The 21,717-nt window shown below is 53.0% G+C and carries 18 protein-coding genes and 1 pseudogene; 16 read left to right on the top strand and 3 right to left on the bottom strand.

From position 1 onward, the window contains the following. Positions 1–12: 12 nt before the first annotated feature. From Q1A69_RS13590 to Q1A69_RS13580, 3 genes are all read left to right on the top strand, one after another. Positions 13–1,731 (top strand): Zn-dependent hydrolase, encoded by a 1,719-nt coding sequence (locus tag Q1A69_RS13590; protein ID WP_299586279.1) that lies wholly within the window; start codon positions 13–15, stop codon positions 1,729–1,731. 243 nt (positions 1,732–1,974) lie between these two features. Further along, positions 1,975–2,631, top strand: a complete 657-nt coding sequence (locus Q1A69_RS13585; protein WP_299586277.1) for a glutathione S-transferase family protein — start codon at positions 1,975–1,977, stop codon at positions 2,629–2,631. Positions 2,632–2,900: 269 nt separating this feature from the next. After that, on the top strand, positions 2,901–3,452 hold the full coding sequence (locus Q1A69_RS13580) for a hypothetical protein (protein ID WP_299586275.1): 552 nt from the start codon (positions 2,901–2,903) through the stop codon (positions 3,450–3,452). Between the two features lie 185 nt (positions 3,453–3,637). On the opposite strand, the gene Q1A69_RS13575 is transcribed toward Q1A69_RS13580, so the two are convergent. Beyond that, entirely contained in the window at positions 3,638–3,931 is a 294-nt protein-coding gene (locus Q1A69_RS13575; RefSeq protein WP_299586272.1) for a hypothetical protein, read from the bottom strand. Between the two features lie 43 nt (positions 3,932–3,974). After that, a pseudogene (locus Q1A69_RS20395) lies at positions 3,975–4,268 on the bottom strand (hypothetical protein); the annotation flags it as partial. Positions 4,269–4,759: 491 nt separating this feature from the next. Between Q1A69_RS20395 and Q1A69_RS13570 the strand changes: the two are divergent. Together Q1A69_RS13570 and Q1A69_RS13565 are read left to right on the top strand one after the other, a co-directional pair. Then, a complete protein-coding gene (locus Q1A69_RS13570; RefSeq protein WP_366525586.1) occupies positions 4,760–5,653 on the top strand; it encodes a PepSY-associated TM helix domain-containing protein in 894 nt (297 codons plus the stop codon). A 322-nt stretch (positions 5,654–5,975) separates the two neighbouring features. Further along, entirely contained in the window at positions 5,976–6,758 is a 783-nt protein-coding gene (locus tag Q1A69_RS13565) for a PhzF family phenazine biosynthesis protein (protein WP_299586270.1), read from the top strand. 63 nt (positions 6,759–6,821) lie between these two features. On the opposite strand, the gene Q1A69_RS13560 is transcribed toward Q1A69_RS13565, so the two are convergent. Further along, the gene (locus tag Q1A69_RS13560) at positions 6,822–9,410 is read right to left on the bottom strand and encodes a thrombospondin type 3 repeat-containing protein (RefSeq protein WP_299586267.1); all 2,589 of its coding nucleotides are present in this window, start codon (positions 9,408–9,410) and stop codon (positions 6,822–6,824) included. A gap of 572 nt (positions 9,411–9,982) precedes the next feature. Here Q1A69_RS13560 and Q1A69_RS13555 point away from each other — a divergent pair. The 11 genes from Q1A69_RS13555 to tilS all read left to right on the top strand — a co-directional run bounded on the left by Q1A69_RS13555 (position 9,983) and on the right by tilS (position 21,660). Further along, on the top strand, positions 9,983–11,464 hold the full coding sequence (locus Q1A69_RS13555) for a DNA-3-methyladenine glycosylase 2 (RefSeq protein ID WP_299586264.1): 1,482 nt from the start codon (positions 9,983–9,985) through the stop codon (positions 11,462–11,464). Then, on the top strand, positions 11,461–11,982 hold the full coding sequence (locus Q1A69_RS13550; protein ID WP_299586261.1) for a methylated-DNA--[protein]-cysteine S-methyltransferase: 522 nt from the start codon (positions 11,461–11,463) through the stop codon (positions 11,980–11,982). The genes Q1A69_RS13555 and Q1A69_RS13550 overlap by 4 nt, the downstream gene beginning before the upstream one ends. 97 nt (positions 11,983–12,079) lie before the next feature. Then, positions 12,080–12,622 carry a gamma carbonic anhydrase family protein gene (locus Q1A69_RS13545; protein WP_299586258.1) on the top strand — a complete coding sequence of 181 codons (543 nt, stop codon included), beginning with the start codon at positions 12,080–12,082 and terminating at the stop codon, positions 12,620–12,622. Between the two features lie 12 nt (positions 12,623–12,634). Further along, a complete protein-coding gene (locus Q1A69_RS13540) occupies positions 12,635–12,850 on the top strand; it encodes a DUF1289 domain-containing protein (RefSeq protein ID WP_299586255.1) in 216 nt (71 codons plus the stop codon). A 58-nt stretch (positions 12,851–12,908) separates the two neighbouring features. Further along, entirely contained in the window at positions 12,909–16,427 is a 3,519-nt protein-coding gene (dnaE, locus tag Q1A69_RS13535) for a DNA polymerase III subunit alpha (RefSeq protein WP_299586252.1), read from the top strand. A 92-nt stretch (positions 16,428–16,519) separates the two neighbouring features. Then, on the top strand, positions 16,520–17,476 hold the full coding sequence (locus Q1A69_RS13530; RefSeq protein WP_299586249.1) for an acetyl-CoA carboxylase carboxyltransferase subunit alpha: 957 nt from the start codon (positions 16,520–16,522) through the stop codon (positions 17,474–17,476). A 316-nt stretch (positions 17,477–17,792) separates the two neighbouring features. After that, positions 17,793–18,026: a hypothetical protein gene (locus Q1A69_RS13525; RefSeq protein ID WP_299586247.1), complete on the top strand. Its 234-nt coding sequence runs from the start codon at positions 17,793–17,795 to the stop codon at positions 18,024–18,026. Positions 18,027–18,030: 4 nt separating this feature from the next. Beyond that, positions 18,031–18,309, top strand: coding sequence for a hypothetical protein (locus Q1A69_RS13520; protein ID WP_299586244.1), 279 nt, complete (start codon positions 18,031–18,033; stop codon positions 18,307–18,309). Between the two features lie 123 nt (positions 18,310–18,432). After that, entirely contained in the window at positions 18,433–18,588 is a 156-nt protein-coding gene (locus tag Q1A69_RS13515; protein ID WP_299586241.1) for a glycoside hydrolase family 3 N-terminal domain-containing protein, read from the top strand. Further along, complete coding sequence (locus Q1A69_RS13510; RefSeq protein ID WP_366525584.1) at positions 18,533–20,056, top strand: putative glycoside hydrolase; 1,524 nt, start codon at positions 18,533–18,535, stop codon at positions 20,054–20,056. The genes Q1A69_RS13515 and Q1A69_RS13510 overlap by 56 nt, the downstream gene beginning before the upstream one ends. A gap of 296 nt (positions 20,057–20,352) precedes the next feature. Further along, positions 20,353–21,660 carry a tRNA lysidine(34) synthetase TilS gene (tilS, locus tag Q1A69_RS13505; RefSeq protein WP_299586239.1) on the top strand — a complete coding sequence of 436 codons (1,308 nt, stop codon included), beginning with the start codon at positions 20,353–20,355 and terminating at the stop codon, positions 21,658–21,660. Positions 21,661–21,717 lie beyond the last annotated feature (57 nt).

The raw sequence follows: 21,717 nt of genomic DNA, 5'->3' as shown, positions 1-21,717 counted from the left end.
AGGCAGAGCGATATGACCATTCCCTTTCACACCACCAAAATCGCTGCCGCGCTGCTAGCCCTGGCGCTGGTGGGTGGCTGTAGTAAAGACAAGCAGGCCGAGGAAATCTCCAATGACGAAGCGGAGGCACAGATTGTTGAATCCGAGACGGTCGCGCCTCCCGCAGGGCAAACCATTGAAAACGCCAACAAACGTTTTGATATCTATGTACCGGTAGAGCTCACCGCGGATATGAGTGATCTCACCGAGAATCAGCGCAAGATGATCGGTCTGCTCATCGACGCCAGCCAGGTTATGGACCGCCTGTTCTGGTTGCAGTCCTATGGCCCGGCAGAAGTACTCCTGCCGGATATTGAGGACAACCGTGCACGCAAGTTTGCCGATATCAATTACGGCCCCTGGGACCGCCTCAATGACAACAAGCCCTTTATTACAGGCTACGGACCCAAGCCTCTGGGCGCCAATTTTTACCCGGCGGACATGACCCGTGAAGAATTTGAAAACTGGGACCAACCGGGAAAAGACGGCCTCTATTCCCTGGTGCGCCGTAATGATGCCGGCAAGCTGGAGCTGATTCCCTACAGCAAAGCTTACAATGCCGATCTGAAAAAAGCTGCGGATATCCTGCGTCAGGCCGCCGCGCTGGCAGAAAATAAAGAATTTGCCAATTACCTGACCATGCGTGCAGACGCATTACTTACCGATGATTTCCGTCCCAGTGATATGGCTTGGATGGATATGAAGGAAAATGCAATCGATGTAGTGATCGGCCCCATTGAAAACTATGAAGACCAGATGTTCGCCTATCGTACCGCTTATGAGTCCTACGTACTCCTCAAGGATAAAGAGTGGAGTGAAAAGCTGGCTAAGTTTGCCGCATTACTACCGGAGTTACAGAAAGGCCTGCCGGTAGAGGACAAGTACAAATCCGAAGAGCCCGGTACCGACTCCGACCTGAATGCTTACGATGTGCTTTACTACGCCGGCCATAGTAATGCGGGTTCCAAGACCATCGCCATCAACCTGCCCAATGATGAAGAAGTCCAGTTGGCCAAAGGGACGCGTCGCCTACAGCTGAAAAATGCAATGCGGGCGAAATTCGATAAGATCCTGGTGCCCATCAGTGAAGTCTTGATTACCCCGGCTCAGCGCAAGCACATTACCTTCCCCGCCTTCTTTGCCAATACCATGTTCCATGAGGTAGCCCATGGCCTTGGTATTAAGAAAACGGTGACGGGTGGTGATAACGTTCGTCAGGTATTGAAAGAAACCTCCTCCTCCCTTGAAGAAGGCAAAGCGGATATTCTCGGCCTGTATATGGTGACCCGTCTGCATGAAAAGGGAGAACTTGATGAGGGTGCGTTGATGGACAACTATGTCACCTTCCTCGCCGGTATCTTCCGTAGTGTTCGCTTTGGTGCTGCCAGCGCGCATGGTAAAGCCAATATGATGCGCTTCAACTTCTTTAAGGAGCAGGGCGCTTTTAGCCGTGATCCAGAGAGTGGGCAGTACAGCGTAGATTTTGAAAAAATGCAGCAGGCTATGACAAACCTCTCTCGTCTAATCCTTACTATTCAGGGAGATGGTAACTACGAGCAGGCCAAAACGCTGCTGGCGGAGAAAGGGGTAATTGGCCCGGAGTTACAAGGCGATCTCGATCGACTGGCTGAGGCGAATATCCCGGTTGATGTCACCTTTATTCAGGGTAAAGAAGTACTTGGGCTGAAATAAACTCTATCGAGTGATTCTTTTGAAAAAGCCCGGCAGTTGCCGGGCTTTTTTATAATCTAGTTATTTTACTTCTGTGACAATTTCATCCCTTGGGATTGATTCTATTCATAATTTGATTGCCAATGTAAGTTGAGCTTAAACAGTTAGTAGAGCTAAAGCAGACCGCAACGCTACTGAGACGCTGGTGCGGTTAGATATTTAGCGTGTTGTAAAGTCTCTTTCATAACATTTTAAGGACACAATATGGAAAGGATCTTATACACCGGTACTAAAAATGCCTCCAGTTGGGCATTTCGTGCCTGGCTATCTTTAAGAGAAGCTGGTATTGAATTTAAAGAGCGGGTGGTTGATATTCGCAGGCCGCAGAGGTTCGATAATCTGCAGAGAATTACTGAATTTTCACCTTCTGCATCGGTGCCGGTATTGATTGATGATGGGTGTGCGATTTTTGATTCCCTGGCGATTATGGAGTACGCCAACGACATCAGTGGTGGAGGCTTGTTACCGGCGCACGCTTTACTGAGAGCAAGAGCGCGCTCCCTGTTAAGTTGGCAGCACGGGGGACTCTCCGGGCTTTGCCCCCGTCTTTCCTTCGAAAGTGCCTTTTATCCCGAGACTCGCCCAATGACGGATGAAGAGCACAATGATACAAAGCGGCTTTTTAGGTTTTTGGAGCAAGAGCTTGTACAGGGTGGTGGTCCCTATTTGTATGGAGACTTATCTCTGGCAGATTTAGCGCTGGTGCCAACCGTAATCAGGATTTATAGCCATTCCCCCCAAGTTCATTCTTGGCCACTCACACATCAATGGATAATGAGGCTTTTGAGTAGGGAGAGTGTGGAGGAGTGGATGTCTGCAGCGAGAGACCTGCCGCCAGTTATTCTTAATGACTACCGATAGATGCCGTATAGCCCTCTTCATCCTCTTAAAAGGGGTTAATGGCTTTATCGATGACAGGACAGTTACCATCTAACAGTTTATATTTCTGGGTGGCGTATTTAGCCAGGAAAAAGAAGGAGGTTGCGAATTTTTTGCGGAGAAATCCTCAAATGTGAACCGATAGAATGTCCCAGACAAAAAGACGACTAAAATGGATTGGGGTATATAAAAAGCTCGCCCGATGGAGTTGGGCGTACAGTATTTAAATATTAAGGATAATTATTCAGACAATGAAAATACCAGCCCTGATTTTCGCTTTTCTTTTTTGTCAGTGCGTGCAAGCATCCTGCCAGTTGGAGGAGTATGAGCGTTTTCTGAATACCCAGAGCCTGGTGATGCTGGAGGCGTCTGTGCAGTTGTTTGAAGAAGATAGAGGGAAATTTAAAACAATAAAACCCTTTGTGAAGCTGGAGGTTAGAAATAACAAGCTGAAAGTGTATATTGCTAAAAAGCTGAATGAATTAAATCCAGAAGTGTTAAATATCAAGGGACCAATAGCTAATTTTGTACCCAGTGTGTCTGTTCAAATTATGCAGGATGGTTCGATTCGGGATAAAGTCGATTTGGCAATGTCCGATGATCCATTTTATCGAAGTGAAAAAAACGCGATGAAGCCGGTTGAAAGATTGTACCTGTATCATGAGGGTATGACGGAAGAGGAGAAGAAGCGTTTTCTTTCTGCTAGAAATTCACTGAGTAAGCATATGGAAAGCAATGAGCAGTTCGCGTTTATGAAACGGGCATTTACCACGTCGCTAGAGAAGGTCTGTCCTGTCGATTGAGTGGTATTTAAAATAACGATGTTCATGTCTTGGCATGGCGAGTATGGGGTCGATATTTTTATCAGGCTCTCTTAAAGAGCTGGTTTCTAGTTGGGCGCTCTCAGGTCTCACCTGGTCTCAATGCTACCAAGATACCTAAAACCAGGCTCCTTGTGGCCCTGCTTTAGGTATCTGTCCACACTATGTTAGAAGTGACAGGTAATAGAGAACCCAAGATTACGGGGATCGACAATAGCGGCATAGCCTTGAGGGTAGCGTCCGCCGACAGGCTCTCGGCTTACCTGCGCATCTTCATCGAAGGCGTTATTGATAAATCCAGCGATAAACCAGTTGTCTTGCTCAAAATTGATATTGAATCTTGCTACGGCGTAATCCCCGGTGATACGCTCCTCGGTGTTGGTGAAATCTCCATAGTATTTTCCAATATAATTGGCAGAGAGGCCAATGCTGAAGGCATCGCTGATGCCAGTATCGGACACCAAGATTTGCAGTTAATCCAGGTGCGGAGTTCAATTCGTTACCATCGGTATCCGAATAGCTTTCTCCGGCATCAATGATCTCACTTTCCAGTAATCCTAATCCTGCCCTTATCTCAAGCTGCGTGTGAGGCATAGCAATGGCTTCAAGCTCAGCGCCATAAGTTTCAATTTTCTCTCTATTGATAATGACTTTGGAGGAACTCAAGGCCCGGTAACCGGGGTCGTCGTTGTAGAATATATTTCCGCTGAGATTGATATCGCCATTGGCTAAAGTACTGCGTCCACTGATCTCATAGGTATTGACCGTTTCCTCATCGTAGTAATAGTAATTACCCACATTAAAGTACAGTGCCCCCGCCCGCGGCGCTACAACCTTTGAGCGCACTGATACGATGTTCAAGAGCAACCTGAATCTATATTGTCGAGTGTGTCCCGTGATCTTTATGACAATCTTATTCAGGATGTATTGCGGAAATTTCTCCAGGCTGCCAAGCGTTTGACCGTGTATTTACCCAGCTCTGGTGCACAGGCGGCACCACTTAGCTGGGAGCAGGTGGATCCGTAAACCCATCAATCGACATGTTGGTTTGCGAGTAAAGATGAAAAAGGCCAGCTGTTAACTGAAAAATTCTTACTCTCCAGGGTTGGAGATTTCTTTGACTATCTACACCGCACGAAGGCATCCCTGGTGGTGATGGGCACGATGCGATTGTCACTTATGTCTTGGGTGTGGTTTCCGCACTGTATTTTACGGCACTGATTTCTGAGCTTGTTATATTCCTGCCGACTTGGTTCAGGGATTGGTTGGCTTTCCACAATGTATAGGGTATCACTGCGCTGCCATTTCATCTGCTGATCGATTTTACTGCTTTTGTGTTTGCTTTTTATGACCCTCTTTTCGAAGCCTTACAATTAGTAGTTTATGGCGATATTGCCATGTTCACACGGCCCCCGGCCCAGAAGGTCAGGTCTCCCAGCGATCTGGCAACCATTGCTGAGTTGGAGCGCGCAGTTCAGGCGAGAGAGCCTGAATTCCAGTTGGCGGTGATTATTTTTATGAATCTGGATAGCACCAACCCACGTATCCGGATAGGTGGTCCTATCGAGGGCTACATTGTTCGAGGTGCGGAGTATGCCTATGCGGTGGATAACCCATTTACTGCACAAGTGCCCTATAGCAGTATTTTGCCCAACCATGTAAATGGCTATAGCGGGATAGTTGTGAGCTTGTTTATTTTCCATTTTGGCAGTTTTGGCAGTAAGCCGGTGCGTTGGATTTATTTCTCACTGGGGATTATGGGGGCGTTGATATTTTTATCGGGAAATCTTTTGTGGATTAAATTCCGGCGCAGAAAGCACAGGGATAGGGAGTGTATTCCTGCACAAGTCAACGCTTCTGTTCCTATGACGAGGCTTACCGTGGGAGTTTGTTTGGGTACAGTTTTAGGTTTTGCGATGTGTATACTTGCGGCTAAATGGCTACCGCACTGGCAAGTTGATATCGGGTTTTGGCAGCACGCGGCGTATTATGCAGGTTTTATGGTTGCGATTTTCTGGTCATTTTTTCGCAGGCCAGTTATTGCCGCGCGAGAGCTGCTGCTACTCACTAGCATTGGGGTACTCTTGATCCCTCTTAGTGAGATTCTAACATTCACTTTAAATAATACAATTACATTGTGGCCTGTAGAGATGAGTGCATTGCTGGTTGGCTTTTGCTGTTAATGGTATACCGGCATTTGGGGGAGGGAATCTGTCAGATAGAGCCAGATAGTGTCTGGGCAGATGGCTCCTCCGTATTATTGATAAGCAAGGACACCACTGAAGCGATCTCCCCACCGCCTGTAGGGCGTTTATCGGAAAGTGTCTAAGGGCTTCATTGAGTAACGAGTTCACGGAATTATTTAGGGGCAATTTTATTGGCTGCATTTTTTGTGCTCTCCGCAATAGTTTGTGGTAAAGAGAGCTTCTGTATAACTATTACAGTAAGCTGAGGGGTATCCCGTTCAGTGGTGGCAATGGTGATGATGCCGTGGAGGGCGAGTAAATGGAGCTTAGTATTTTTCAGGTCGATGCCTTTGCGGCTGAAGTGTTTACAGGTAATCCGGCTGCGGTCTGTCCTCTGGATACGTGGTTACCTGATGCACTGATGCAGAGAATTGCTGAGGAAAATAACCTTTCGGAAACGGCGTTCTTCGCTCCCGAGGGGAGAGGAGGTTACAGATTGCGGTGGTTTACACCCGAGGCAGAGGTTGATCTTTGTGGCCATGCGACTCTGGCTGCCGCGCATGTGCTCTTTAAGCATTTATCTTATACAAGGTCCGTTATCCATTTCGAGACCCGCGGTGGCACATTGAAGGTCGAGCGCAGTGAGCGGGGTTATAAAATGCGCTTTCCATCCACTGTCCCCAAGCCTATCAACTGTCCACAAAACCTGGCAGATGCCTTGGATATAACCCCTGTACAAACCCTGGCGGCGTTCGATTATATAGTGGTGTTGGACAGCGAGGCTGAATTGAAGCGTGTAACTCCCAATTTTACGAGACTTGCTGAACTGGATTTACGAGGTGTTGTTATTACTGCGCCAGGGGATCGCTGTGATTTTGTCAGTCGCTGCTTCTTCCCCAAGTTGCGAGTGAATGAGGACCCAGTTACCGGATCTGCACATTGTGAGCTCGCCCCTTATTGGAGTCGAGTATTGGGGAAATCAACGCTCAACGCTGTCCAGCTGTCACAGCGGCGCGGTGTACTTACCTGTGAAGTTGTGAATAATGAGGTGATACTGATTGGCCAAGCGGTGGATTATATGCGTGGTCAAATAACCTTTTAAATGATGCTTAAAATAAACAAAGCCCCAAAAATCGGGGCTTTGTTTATTCGGAACGATGCTTAATTAGGGTTGGTTTATAGGCACCGCACAGGCGAGATAGACATCGAGCGTGTTGTTGATCAGATCAAGGCCATCAAGACTCAACCGCACCTGGTTAAAGTCCGCCAGGGTATTGGCCAGCAATAGGCGGTGATTGTAGGCACCATTCACCTTGAAAGGCGCTAATCGATAGCCGCTAATGCTCTCTCCTGTGGCAGTTCCATCAAGATAGGTACTGATGGTAATACTATTCAGGTAAATAAGATCCAGCAGAGCATTGGCATTCTCCACCAGGAAGCTGACCATATAGCGACCTGTCTTCACGCTGTTATGGTTGACCTGAATATAAGTGCTACCTCCAGCGCCACTGACTACTTCCATCCTGGCGGCATCAGCGGGTAGGCCGTTACTTATCTTGGCTGCAGAAATTACTGAACAGCCATCGCAGGGGGCATTGATTCCATACTCTAGCGCAATGCTGGCGCCCTCCATTACTTCAAGACCCTCGAAGGTCGTGCAGGAGAGGATGGTGTCGAAGTCACAGGCATCGCCAACGCCGTCCTGGTCAGAGTCTTCCCAGCCGGGATTCCAGGTTTGCGGACAGTTATCGATGTTATTGTCTGCCCCATCGTTATCCACATCGGGGTCGCAGGCATCGCCCAGTCCGTCTCCATCGCTATCGGTTTGTGTAGGATTGGAAATAGCTGGGCAGTTGTCTGCGCTGCCATCCGAGCCGTCATTATCCGCGTCACTATCACAGACATCGCCGTTGCCATCGCCATCCCCGTCTGTCTGATCCGGGTTTGGCACTTGCGGGCAATTGTCCATGCTGTCCTCGATGCTGTCACCGTCGAGGTCGCCATCGCAGTTGTCACCAGAGCCATCGCCGTCGCTATCGGTTTGGTCGTTGGGCACAAGGGGACAGTTATCCTGACTGTTATTGGTGCCGTCACCATCCCAGTCGTTGTCACAGGCATCGCCACTGCCATCGTTATCCTGATCGGTCTGATCCGGGTTGGCGGTTGCCGGGCAGTTGTCCTCCCCATCGTCATACCCATCGCTGTCGCTATCGGTATTTGTGTCGCAGGCATCGCCGATACTGTCCCCGTCGCCATCCTTCTGGAGAGTGTTGGAGATATGGGGGCAATTGTCATTTGCGTTTTCGATGCCGTCATTATCCAGGTCGGAATCACAGGCATCGCCCAGGGTGTCTCCATCGCTGTCTTGCTGGTTGGCATTGGAGGCAAAACGACAGTTGTCGATCAGGTCATTGATACCGTCGTTGTCATCGTCGGTATCACAGATATCACCGAACTCATCCCCATCGTTATTTTCCTGATTTTGGTTGGGAGTTGCCGGGCAGTTGTCGGCCTGATTATCGCTGCCGTCACCATCCAGATCACTGTCACAGGCGTCGCCGATACCATCACCATCATGATCGAATTGGTTGGTGTTGGGGACGTTGATACAGTTGTCGACGGTATCGGTAATTAAATCCCCGTCGATATCAGAGTTGTCATCACAGGCATCGCCGAAACCGTCACCGTCGCTATCCACCTGATCGTCATTGGGCTCCAGTGGGCAGTTATCCGCATCGTTATTGACGCCATCTCCATCCCGGTCCGTATCGCAGAGGTCGCCGCTGCCATCGCCATCGGTGTCGGTCTGATCGGCGTTGGCATCAATCGGGCAGTTGTCGTTTTGGTCATCAATGCCATCGGCGTCATCGTCACTGTCGCAGAGATCACCCTTTCCATCAGAATCGAGATCGCTTTGCCCCGAATTGGCGATGGCCGGGCAGTTGTCAGCCTGGTTGTCTACGCCATCGTTATCTCGATCGGGGTCACAGACATTACCAAGACCATCGTTATCCTGATCTTCCTGAGCGGGGTTCGGCGTGCTGGGACAGTTATCGCTACTGTCGTCAATACTGTCGCCGTCATCGTCGCTATCGCAGGCGTTGCCAATGCCATCGCCGTCGGTATCACTCTGATCCTCGTTGGGGACCTGCGGGCAGTTGTCTACACCGTCGTCCAGCCCGTCGTCATCGCTATCGCTATCGCTATCGCAAAGGTCGCCAATACCATCACTATCTTGATCGGCTTGGTCTGGGTTGGGCACCTCGGGGCAATTATCCAGGGTATTGGTGTAGTCATCACCATCGCGATCATTATCGCAGCTATCGCCCACGCCATCGCTGTCGATATCGCCTTGCGTATGGTTGGCATCGGCGGGGCAGTTATCGTTTTCGTTTGCAACTTCGTCGCCGTCTAGATCTGCGTCGCAGGCGTTGCCCAAGTGATCGCCGTCACTGTTTGCCTGATCGGGGTTTTCTACTTGTGGGCAGTTATCTTCGGAATCTGGATGATTGTCGTTGTCATCATCACTATCACAGGCATCGCCAAGGCCATCACTGTCGAGGTCATTCTGGGAGGCGTTTTTGGTATTTGGACAGTTATCCTCAGTATCTCGAATACCGTCACCATCTCCATCAGAAATATTGGGTCCGGGGAGTGGATCGTCGGGTGTACTGGCTCTACTACCGCTATCCGAACCACAGGCGTTTATTAGCAGTAGAGAGAAAAAAAATACGATCAGCGGTATTTTTTGCATATAAAAATTCTCCGAGTGGATTTTTATCTGTCAGAGAAGAAGAGGTGACCTGGCGCCTTGCTGTAGTAAGAGCATGCTGCAAATAAATGAATGGCTTCCAAGTTTCTACTTCCCTGTAGATAGATTCCGGTGGAATAGATTTCTATTTTTTTTAGTTCTTTTCAAAATAGATAAGGAACCGGATTTTGATGTGGGTAAATATGCGTTTTTTCTCCGCATAAATGTGGTTGTTGGCTAAATAATGGCGGTTTTTTGATGGGGTTCTTACTCCGTTAATGAAAAAAACAGCACGGCCGCCATCTATAAGAAGAGAACTATGACAAAGCTATTCACAGGGCAGATCTGTCCGTGCCGTTAGAAAAAAAGGCGGTTTTAACTTTGATGACGCTGAGCATTTGTGGGGCGATATCCAGTAGAAAAATGAATAATGCACTCGCGCACAAACATGCGACTTCGCGCTGTATTGGGGGGCTCTGACCTGTTGGTCGATACGCTGTGGTGGTCGGTTCCGTTTTTGACTAGTTCCGGTGGTGTGGAATCCATACACTGGTTGCCAGAAACGAGAGAAACTTATGAAGATTGATGCAGCAGTTTGTTCCAGTGCGCGCTTGGCCCGCGACCGGCGTTTCGATGGGCGCTTTTTTACCGCAGTGAAGACCACTGGGATTTTCTGCCGGCCGATCTGCCCGGCGCGTCCACCACTGGAGCGCAATGTTACTTATTTTGCCACGGCGGCGGAGGCTGCTAATGCGGGTTTTAGGCCCTGCCTGCGCTGTCGGCCAGATTCCGCGCCCGGCAGTCCAGCTTGGGGCCTCGTATCCACCACGGTGCAGCGGGCGCTGAAGCTGATGCGCAGTGAGCGGGAGCCGCAGTCGGTGGAGAGACTGGCGGAGCGGCTCGGTGTCAGCAGCCGCTATTTGCGACGCCTGTTTGCCGAACATCTGGGGGTGAGTCCCCTGGCGGTTTGGCAGACAGAGAGAGCGCTCTTTGCTTTTCGTTTGCTGCGTGATACCCACTTGCCAATTGCCGACATTGCCTACGAATCGGGCTTTAACAGCTTGCGCCGCTTTAATGGTGTTTTTAAACAAATATATCAGCGCACGCCATCGGAAGTACGCCGGGAGGGGCATTCCAGCCGTGTGGATGTGCGTGCAGCCACGCCAGTGCGGCTGTATCTCGATTACCGCCCGCCGCTGGACTGGCAGTCGTTATTGGCTTTCCTGGGAGTTCGCGCCCTAACAGGTGTGGAGCAGGTAGAGGGGGAGGTGTATTCGCGCAGTTTTGCAGTAGATACCGGTGATTTGGCGCGCTACCGCGGAGTCATGCGGGTGTACAACGATGCTGAGCGAAATCGCCTGGTCGTGGAGATCTCTGGGCAGGAGGGTGGTACGGGCCTGTATCTACTCAATCAGCGGTTGCGTCGTCTGTTTGATCTGGATGCGGATATCGAGGAAATCCAGGCGATATTAAAGGAAGACACGCTGCTGAGCAGCCAGTTGCGGGAAAATCCGGGCTTGCGCCTGCCCGGTGCCTGGGATCCATTCGAATATGCGTTGCGGGCGATTCTTGGGCAACAGATCAGCGTGGCCGCGGCCAGTACAATTGCCGGGCGCCTTGTGACCCGCTACGGGGAGTCCTTTGTGGATGACTCGGGCACGGAGTGGTTTTTATTTCCCCAGGCGGAACAGTTGGCCGAGGCGGATTTCTCGGATCTGGGCGTGACGCGAACCCGAGCAAAAACGTTGCGTGAGTTTGTTGCGGCAACGCTGGATGGGCGCGTAAATTTTGCCGAGCAATCCCTGGAAGACTGGTGCACACAGGTCACCTCGCTGCCGGGTATCGGCGATTGGACCGCCCAGTATATTGCCATGCGCGGCTTGTCGATGCCGGATGCCTTTCCCGCTTCAGACCTGGGTATCCTGCAGGCACTCGGCAGTGAAGGAGAAAAAGCAAAACCTAAAGAGGCCCTGGCGCGGGCAGAGCAGTGGCGGCCCTGGCGGGCTTACGGCGCCATTTTGCTGTGGCAGTCCCTGAAATCTGGAGAACAGAAATGATTGTTTATGAAAGTTACACCACGGAGCTGGGTGATGTTGCTATTGCCGCCAGTGAAGATGGTCATGAGGGCGTAGAAAAAGGTGTTGTGGCACTGCAGTTTTATGATGCCGAGCGCCCATTGCGCCTGGGAGCCGGGTGGCAGAGGGAGGCCTCTGCACTGACGGATATGGCCGCCCAGCAATTGCGTGAATATATCAGCGGCCGACGGAAAAGCTTCGACTTACCATTGGCGCCAAGAGGCACAGAATTCCAACGCCGGGTATGGGATTCACTGTTGCAGATCCCCTTTGGCGAAACACGCAGCTACAGCGAGCAGGCCCAGTGGTTGGGACAGCCCCGCGCCATCCGCGCGGTGGCCAGGGCCAATGGCGCTAATCCGGTGGCCGTGATCATTCCCTGTCACCGAGTGATTGGAGCGAATGGCAGCCTCACCGGATACGCGGGAGGCCTACCTTTGAAGGCGCGCCTGCTTACGCTCGAAGGTGCCAATTTTGCCAGGCAGGGCGAGTTGCTTTAGTCGACGGTAAGTGAAAAGCGCAAACTTCATCCGCTAGCCAGACTCTCTCGGGCACGGGATAATAAGCGGTTCGTAATCAGATTGAGCCGGAGGCCAAATGCTGTACAGATTGGGGGATAAACAGCCGCAACTGGAAGGTGAGGGCCACTACATTGCGCCCGGTGCCCAGGTGATTGGCGATGTACGCCTGCTCGGGCACAGTTCCGTATGGTTTAACGCCGTGGTACGCGGCGATTGTGCACCGATTACTATCGGCGAGCACAGCAATGTGCAGGATGGTGCGGTCCTGCATGCCGATCCGGGTACGCCACTCACTATCGGCAAGGGTGTCACCGTAGGCCATAAAGTGATGTTGCACGGCTGTGAGATTGGCGATTACAGCCTGATTGGTATCAATGCCGTGATTCTAAACCGAGCCAAAATCGGCAAGTGCTGTATCATCGGCGCCAACGCGCTGGTGACGGAAGACACGGGGATTCCCGATTACTCCATGGTGGTGGGTACTCCCGGTAAGATCATTAAAACCCTCGATCCAGCCACCTATGAGCTACTCAAAGCCAGTAGTGATCATTACGCGGCCAACGGCAAGTACTTTGCCAGTGAATTGGTTCCGCTCGAGTCTCTTGGGGCTAAATCTTGAGGTTTAAAAAAGTTGTCTGAACAACCGGTAAAAACCGTGGTGCCCAGAGAGCGCCCGGTAAAGTCCCCCTGTATCTCCGTATGCGCCCTGAATGCACAGGATTTGTGCGAGGGCTGTTTCCGCAGCGGAACTGAGATCAGCCACTGGGGCACTATGAACAATGAGGAACGTCGTGCAGTACTGAAACTCTGCACCGAGCGCGCTCGGCAGATGGGCCGACTCTGGTAAACAATCGATAGCGCTTTGTTGGGGCCGTGCCTCGCAGGGCCCGGAATTAAACGCGACTATGACCCAACCCTTTGTCCACTTAAGAATTCACTCTGAATTTTCCCTGATTGACGGCCTGGTGCGTATCAAGCCGGCGGTTGCTCGCGCTCAGGAGCTGGGAATACCGGCCCTGGCGATTACCGACCAAAGCAATCTTTACGGCCAGATTAAGTTCTACCGGGCCTGCCTGGGCGCCGGTATTAAGCCGATTACCGCCGCCGACTTCTGGCTTAGTGAGGGCGGCGAGGGTAAGCCCACACTGATCACCCTCTACGCCATGAATGGCGAGGGCTATCGCAATATTACCGAGCTGATCTCCCGCGCCTGGATGGAAGGGCAGTACCACGGTAACGCCTATATCAAGCGCGAGTGGATAAAGGAATACAGCACAGGGGTGTTGATGCTGTCCGGGGCCAAGTACGGCGATGTGGGCCGGGCTCTGGTTGCGGGGCGCCGCGGTCAAGCGGAAGAGCTGGCACGGGAGTGGGCAGAATTGTTCCCAGGCCGCTACTACCTGGAATTGCAGCGCACCGGCCGCGCCGGCGATGAAGACTATCTGCACTCGGCGGTGGAGCTGGCACAAACTCTGAACCTACCCGTAGTGGCCACTAATGACGTGCGCTTTATGGAGGAAAGTGAGTTCGAGGCTCACGAGGTGCGGGTGTGTATCCACGAGGGTCGTGCCCTGGATGACCCCCGCCGCGAGCGCCGTTATTCCGCCCAGCAGTACTTCCGTACGCCCGAGGAGATGTGGGAGCTCTTTAGCGATCTCCCCGAGGCCCTGCAAAATACCGTGGAGATCGCCAAGCGCTGCTCCGCGCCGATTCAGCTGGGCAAATACTTCCTGCCGGAATACCCGATTCCCGAGGGGATGACCGAAGACCAGTTCTTTGAAAAAGTCTCCTATGACGGCATGGAACGGCGCTTAGAAGCGATTCTTGACAAAACCGCTGCCGACTATGCCGAGCGGCGCAAGGTTTATGAAGAGCGTCTGCGCTTTGAGCTGGATATCATCATCCAGATGGGGTTCCCCGGTTATTTTCTGATCGTGATGGACTTTATCCAGTGGGCTAAGGAACAGGATATCCCGGTGGGCCCGGGGCGGGGTTCCGGTGCCGGCTCACTGGTGGCCTACTCGCTGGATATTACCGATCTGGACCCACTGCAATACGATCTGCTGTTCGAGCGATTCCTCAATCCGGAGCGGGTGTCGATGCCCGACTTCGATATCGACTTCTGTATGGAAAAGCGCGACCGGGTAATTGGCTACGTTGCGGATAACTATGGCCGCCAGGCGGTGAGCCAGATTATCACCTTCGGCACCATGGCCGCGAAGGCAGTGGTGCGCGATGTGGCGCGGGTGCAAGGCAAGTCTTACGGCCTCGCCGATAAGCTCTCCAAGATGATTCCCCCCGATGTGGGTATGACCCTGCAGAAGGCCTTCGACCAGGAGGAGATCCTGCGGGAATTCCTCGATAGCGATGACGAGGGCCAGGAAATCTGGGAGATGGCCGTGCAGCTCGAGGGAGTCTCGCGCAACGTGGGCAAGCACGCCGGCGGTGTGGTGATCGCCCCTACCAAGCTCACGGATTTCGCCCCGCTCTATTGTGATGAGACCGGCGCCGGTTTGGTTACCCAGTTCGACAAGAACGACGTGGAAGATGCGGGCCTGGTGAAGTTCGACTTCCTCGGCCTGCGCACCCTGACCATCATCGACTGGGCCAAGCGCATGGTGGATGAGCAGCGCGGGCGGGAGGGGCTCGAACCCCTGGATATCGCCGCGCTGCCGCTGGACGATGAAGAAACCTTCAAGATGCTCAAAAGGGCGGAGACTACAGCGGTGTTCCAGTTGGAATCCCGCGGTATGAAGGATCTGATTAAGCGTCTGCAGCCGGATAACCTCGAGGATATGATCGCCCTGGTGGCCCTGTTCCGTCCGGGCCCGCTGCAGTCGGGCATGGTTGATGACTTTATCAACCGTAAACACGGCCGCGCCCAGGTGGCCTACCCGGATGCCAAATACCAGCATGAGAAACTGAAGCCCATCCTGGAGCCCACCTACGGGGTTATCGTCTACCAGGAGCAGGTGATGCAGATCGCCCAGGAGCTGGCGGGCTATACCCTCGGCGGCGCCGACCTGTTGCGCCGGGCAATGGGTAAGAAGAAACCCGAGGAAATGGCCAAACAGAGGGCCACTTTTGAAAATGGGGCAAAAGAGCAGGGCATTAACCCCGATCTTGCGATTAAGATCTTCGACCTGGTAGAGAAATTCGCGGGTTACGGCTTTAACAAGTCTCACTCGGCGGCCTACGCACTGGTGTCTTATCAGACTGCGTGGCTGAAGGCGCATTATCCGGCCCAGTTTATGGCGGCCACCATGTCCTCGGATATGGACAAGACCGATAAGGTAGTGACCTTTATCGAAGAGTGCCGCGCCATGGAATTGGTGCTGGTGCCGCCGGATGTGAACCTGGGCAGTTTCCAGTTCTCGGTGGATATCGATAACCGCATTATTTACGGTCTCGGTGCGATCAAGGGGCTCGGCGAGGGACCGATTGAAAATATTATCGCGGCGCGCACGGAGGGGGGGGCCTTTACCGACCTGTTCGATTTCTGTTCGCGTGTCGATCCGCGCAAGGTAAATAAGCGCGCCCTGGAGGCGTTGGTACGCTCCGGTGCTTTCGACACCATTGGGCCCGATACCGGCGGTAGCGATGGCCTGGATTATTCCCGGGCTGTGTTGTTTAACGCACTGGATGAAGCGGTGAAAGCGGCCGAGCAACAGAAAGCCAATGCCAATGCCGGCATGATGGACCTGTTCGGCGAAGTGGTGCCGCAGTCTTCCGATGGTGATGTGTACGAGGATTTTCGCCGCACCCGCTGTTGGGGTATTCGCGAGCGTCTTGAGGGGGAAAAAAACACCTTGGGGCTGTATCTGACCGGGCACCCTATCGATGAGTATGCCGGTGAGCTGCAGCACCTAGTTAAGGCGCGTATCGCCGATTTAAAACCCGGCCGCGAAGCGCAAAAAGTGGCCGGCCTGGTCGTTGCCATGCGGGTGATGAAAACCAAGCGCGGCGACTCTATGGCTATTGTTACCCTGGATGATCGCAGCGGTCGCATTGAGGCCGCTATGTTCAGTGAGGCCTTTGGCGAGCATCGCGACAAACTGGCAAAAGATGCTCTGCTGGTACTCGAAGGCCCCGTGGGCAATGACGATTACAGCGGTGGGTTGAAGATGACTGTCAATGGGGTTTCCACCCTTGATGAGCTTCGCCAGAGCCGGGTGACCGGCGTGCGGCTGCAAATCGATACCGGTGCAATAGCGCCGGGTCTGGGCAAACGCCTAGCCTCTTGTCTGCAGCCCTATACCGGTGGGCAGTGCGGGGTCAGTCTGGAAGTGTTACGCCACGATGCGCGAGGTCTCTACCGCCTACCTCCACAGTGGAATGTGGAGCCGAATGACCAGATGGTCCAATCATTAAAAGAGCTGTTGGGGCGAGAGCGGGTGGCGCTGCAATACGCAGAACGGCGTTAAAATCCACCGGACTCGACTGGTCGGTTCTGTACAGTTAAGCTATGCCGCTGTAATTGCCCGGTGGCGTTGATAAGAGTTAAGGCGCAGATTTCATGAATTTCAACTTTCTCGAGTTTGAGCAGCCGATTGCAGAGCTGGAAAGCAAAATTAAAGAATTGCAGCTCGTCGGTGACGACAATGAGCTGAATATCGCTGATGAAGTGACCCGGCTGCGGGATAAGAGTAGAACCCTGACCGAGTCCATCTACTCCGATCTGAGCCCCTGGCAGGTAGTCCAGGTGGCCCGACACCCGCAGCGTCCTTATACCAAGGATTATATCGAGCGCCTGTTTACCGATTGGGACGAGCTGCACGGTGACCGCCATTTTGGCGACGATAAGGCGATTATCGCCGGCATCGCGCGCCTGAATGGTAAGCCGGTGGCAGTAATTGGCGAGGAGAAGGGCCGCTCCGTCAATGAGAAGGTGACGCGCAACTTCGGTATGCCGAAGCCCGAAGGGTATCGCAAGGCCCTACGCATTATGGAGATGGCCGAGCGCTTTAAGATGCCGGTGCTCACTCTGATCGATACACCGGGAGCCTACCCTGGTATCGATAGTGAGGAGCGTGGAATCAGCGAGGCTATTGCCCAGAACCTGGCCGTGATGTCCCGCCTGCGCACGCCAATAATATGTACGGTGATTGGTGAGGGTTCCTCCGGCGGAGCTTTGGCTATTGGCGTTGGTGACCAACTCAATATGCTGCAGTACTCGACTTACTTTGTGATCTCCCCGGAAGGCTGCGCCAACATTATCTGGAAAACTGTGGAGAAGGCGCCGCTGGCCGCCGAGGCCATGGGGGTGACTTCCAGTGTGTTGGAAGAGCTGGGTATTGTGGATGAAACCATCGCCGAACCCCTCGGTGGTGCTCATCGCGACCCGGACGCCATGGCGGCGAGCTTGAGAGAGCGCCTCAGCGAGCAACTCGATCAGCTGAGTGCTATTCCAATCGATGAGCTTCTGGAGAAGCGCTACCAGCGTCTGATGAGCTACGGCAATATCATTTCTTGATATTTTCTAAGGGGTAACTTTCGATTATCGAACTGCCCCTCTATCAGGGCTCTTAGGAGCCCTCGCTCTTTTCAATTTAATTCCCCTCTCTGGCGTTAGGCTGGGACACTGTGTTTTACTATTCCCTGAAAGCCTCCCTCCGAAATAGTGGCGATGGTACTTTGACATATCCCTATTACCCCCATTTTGACCCCTTTATCGAAAATCGCTGCGGCGTGCCTATGTCCCCATGGTGGAAAGTAAAAAGAAAACAAGTGTTTAGGTATTGGCTTTCGGCTTGCGAGATAGCCGCGAAAGAAGGTTCCGGAAAATCAATATGGCAATTTTGCCAAGTAATACGGCAACGGATACTGGGCAGTTGCAAACGGGCGATGAACCGGGCCAAAAATTTGCGTTGTTAGTCCTGACTTCGCTGTTTTTTATATGGGGCTTTATTACTTGTCTGAACGATATACTGATCCCCGACCTCAAAGGCATTTTTGAACTTAATTATGCCCAGGCAATTCTGTTGCTTTGGGGCGTATTTTTTAGTTTCCCTGCCGACGGGTAGCCTAGTGGGTAAAATTGGCTATCAAAAAGGGATTGTCAAGGGGCTTGCTATTGCGGTTTTGGGCTGCTCGTTATTTATTCCAGCGGAGCGCATGGAAGTTTATGGGTTGTTCCTTGGCGCTTTGTTTATTCTGGCTTCAGGTATTACCAATTTGCAGGTGTCGGCAAACCCTGATGTCACCACCCTGGGCGATGAGCGCACGGCGCCCAACCGCCTGAAGCCTTCACAGTTGTTCTCGCTCGTTAACCGCGGCTATCTCAAGCATTTTTTATGTTCCCCCTGAAGCAGGAAGTGATATTTCACACCGCAGTAAAGTGCACTCCAGAAAAGAAAAACAAAGAGGGAAGCATATAACCGCTGGAACGGTGAGAAACTGCACGGCCACAAATATCTACTGACCGAGGTCTTGAAGGGGCGTTTGGGATTCGATGGTTTTGTTGTGGGTGACTGGAATGGCCATAGTTTCGTACCCGCTTGCACCCTGCAAAGCTGCGCTGCCGCAATTAATGCCGGCTTGGAAGGCTCTTTACAGCAATACCCTGGCCCAGGCGAAGAGTGGTGAAATTCGAGCTGAATGCTTGGAGGATGCGGTACGGCGTATATTGCGCGTGAAGCTTCGCGCGGGCCTGTTCGAGCGCAATATGCCCCTGGCGGGTAAGGCCGGCATTCTCGGTAATGCGGGGCACCGAGCTATTGCCAGAGAAGCCGTGGGCAAGTCTTTGGTCTTGATGAAAAACAATGACCAGCTGTTGGCCCTGGCTCCCAATCAAAATGTCCTGGTTGTCGGCGATGGGGCCGATAACCTCTCCAAGCAGAGTGGCGGCTGGACTATTTCCTGGCAGGGGAGCGGCAATACCCGTGAAGATTTCCCCGGTGCCACGTCCATCTTTGAAGGTATTGCCACCGCGGTGAAGAGGGCAGGTGGTGAAGCCGTTCTAAGTGCGGATGGGGGCTTTGACGGTGCCAGCTTTGCCAACGGCAAGGGGCCTCAGGTGGCTATCGCTATTTATGGTGAGGAACCTTATGCGGAATGGCATGGGGATATCACAAACCTTGAATATCAGAGAGGTAATGAGGAAGATCTGGCTCAGCTGAACACCCTGCGTGAGCAGGGAATCCCGTTGGCCAGTGTTTTCCTGCCCGGTCGTCCGCTTTGGGTGAACAGTGAACTGAATGCATCGGCTGCTTTCGTTGCCGCATGGTTGCCGGGTTCCGAAGGTGCCGGTGTAGCCGATATATTATTCCGGGATAGCGCGGATGGGGTTCGGTACGATTTCACCGGCAGGTTGCCATTTAGCTGGCCGATGCACCTCAATCAGAAGGTCCTGAATCCCTACCATGATCACTTTGATCCATTATTCGCCCTGGGTTATGGATCGAGTGCCAATGACAAGTCGCTGGTGAGTAACACCCTTCCTGAGGCCGGTGACGGTATGGCGGCGGGCGCGCTGAAAGACGCCTGGCTGTTGGTTGCCCGCCCGCGCGCTCCCTGGGTATTAAATATTGCCGAAGAGGGCGCTGAGGTGATCCCGGTCAATGGCAATCAAGCGGCCAGTGGTGAGGATAACAATATCGTTGTGACCTCGATCGATATGTCCTCCCAGGAAGATGCGCGCTTGATCCAATGGAAGGGTTTGCGTCCGGGTGCGGTGCAGCTGTCGGCGGAGTATAGGCAGAACCTGGATATGTACCTGGAAGAGGGCTCGGCCCTGAGACTGAACATTCGCGTTGATTGGGAAGTGCGCGAACCGGTACAGGCTGCAGTGACCTGTGGGGAGCGCTGTATTGCCAGGGTGCCACTGCAGCCCATTCTGAAAACCATGCCGTTAAATGACTGGACCCGTCTCTCGGTAGACCTGCAATGTTTCGCCGACGCCGACGCCGACGCCGACGCCGACGCCGACGCCGACTTCAGCAAGTTGTTGAGCGCTTTCCGTTTAGAGAGCGAGGGAGCTGCCGCTATCGCTGTAGTCAATGTGCGGTTGGTACCCGATGCGGCAGTTTCTGCCGACATCCGTTGTGGAGGTTAACTGTCTTTATATTAGAAAGTACCTGGGCCCGAAATACTTCGACCCAGGCGGTTTTTTCTGGTTATTGCCGTTGTACCCTCCTGAAACTCTTTTCGTAAAGGCTAAGTCATAGAGCCCAAAGCGCCCACCTAAAAGGGAGCGTATCAGTGGTGAGTCATCACCTTGCTGATTATTCGTCGGTGTTGCTTACCGTTTGCAGGTGCCGTTATCCAATACCCCGGTTTCACTCAGAAGCGTATCATCGCGGCTTCCCAGCAACGGTATACTGTGGCGATCTCAGTTCCAGGATATAGGCAGTGATCTCCAAGTCCGCAACACATCTTCTAAGAGAGCGTATAAAGTCCGCACTGCAGCGTCACCCGACTCAGGGGCAGTTGTGGGTTGGTTTTTCCGGCGGGCTGGATTCCACTGTGCTGCTGCACCTTCTTGCCCTCAGTGGTATTCCCGTTCGCGTAGTCCATGTACACCACGGCCTTAGCAACAATGCTGACCGCTGGCTTTGCCACTGCGAGGCCTTTGCCCGTGAGCTTCAAGTTCCTTTTATGGCAGTGCGAGTATTAGTCGATAGAGGCGACGGAGGGGTGGAGCAGGGAGCGCGCAGGGCCCGCTACAAGGCATTTGATTCGGTGATGTCATCGGGCGATCAAATTTTGCTTGGCCATCACGGGGATGATCAGGCGGAAACCTTTTTGCAGCGATTGATGCGAGGTGCTGGTGTTCTCGGGCTGGCGGGTATGTCGGAGAGCCGGGACTTGGGTGAAGGTAAATCCTTACTTCGCCCCCTGCTGTCAGCCGGACGAAGTGATTTGGAAGCTTGGGCGGTTGCGCATGGGCTCAGCTGGATTGAGGATGAGAGCAATACTGATGAGAGTTTAGAACGCAACTATTTACGCCGGAGGGTGATGCCACTGTTGTCCGCGCGCTGGCCGGCTCGGCAGAGTATTCAGCGAGCGGCGGATAACCTGAGAGAGGCGTCGCAGTTGCTGGAGGAGTTGGCACTTGCTGACTTACAGGCTTGTGGTGTCAGGCCGGAAAGGTTTGGGGAGAGCCTCCTTTTATCGGCGTTTTGCGATTTGAGTACTGCGCGCCGCAAAAACCTATTGCGGAGCTGGGTGTTGCGACAAGGTGGCATGACTCCTGAATCCATGGCCCTACAGGAGGCTATGGCGCAAATTGGGAGCGCGAGTGTCGATGCACAAATGGAAGTGCGTTTGGGGGGGCGCGTTGTGCGGCGCTTTCAGCGACGCCTCTATCTGACCCCCGGTTTGGAATCCTTTACCGGCACCGATACAGTGCTCCAATGGGACGGCGTGTCGGCGTTAGCGCTGACTCGAGGTGGTGTATTGGAGCCGGCGCCCGGCTGGCCATTGAAAGCTTATCGGGTGAGTTACCGCCGGGGTGGGGAGCGCACCCAGCCCCGCGACCGCGACCGTTCCCAGACCCTCAAGAAGATTCTGCAGGAGAGGGCCCTGGAGCCCTGGCTGCGAGACAGAGTACCGCTGATATACCTGGGCGGCGAGTTGGTTGCCGTTGCCGGGCTGTTTTGCTGTAAAGCGGGCGATGCAACTTTGATCGAGCCACCCGGTTGGCGGTTTTACGATTGAGTGAAAAAGGGTTTTCTGCTACCTTGGCGCCCCGTCTAAAAGGCACCGGGAGAAGCT

Origin of the sequence: uncultured Microbulbifer sp. (assembly GCF_947498635.1) — a bacterium.
In the GTDB taxonomy this organism is placed as follows: domain Bacteria; phylum Pseudomonadota; class Gammaproteobacteria; order Pseudomonadales; family Cellvibrionaceae; genus Microbulbifer; species Microbulbifer echini.
This window is presented reverse-complemented; position numbering and strand designations above follow the sequence as displayed.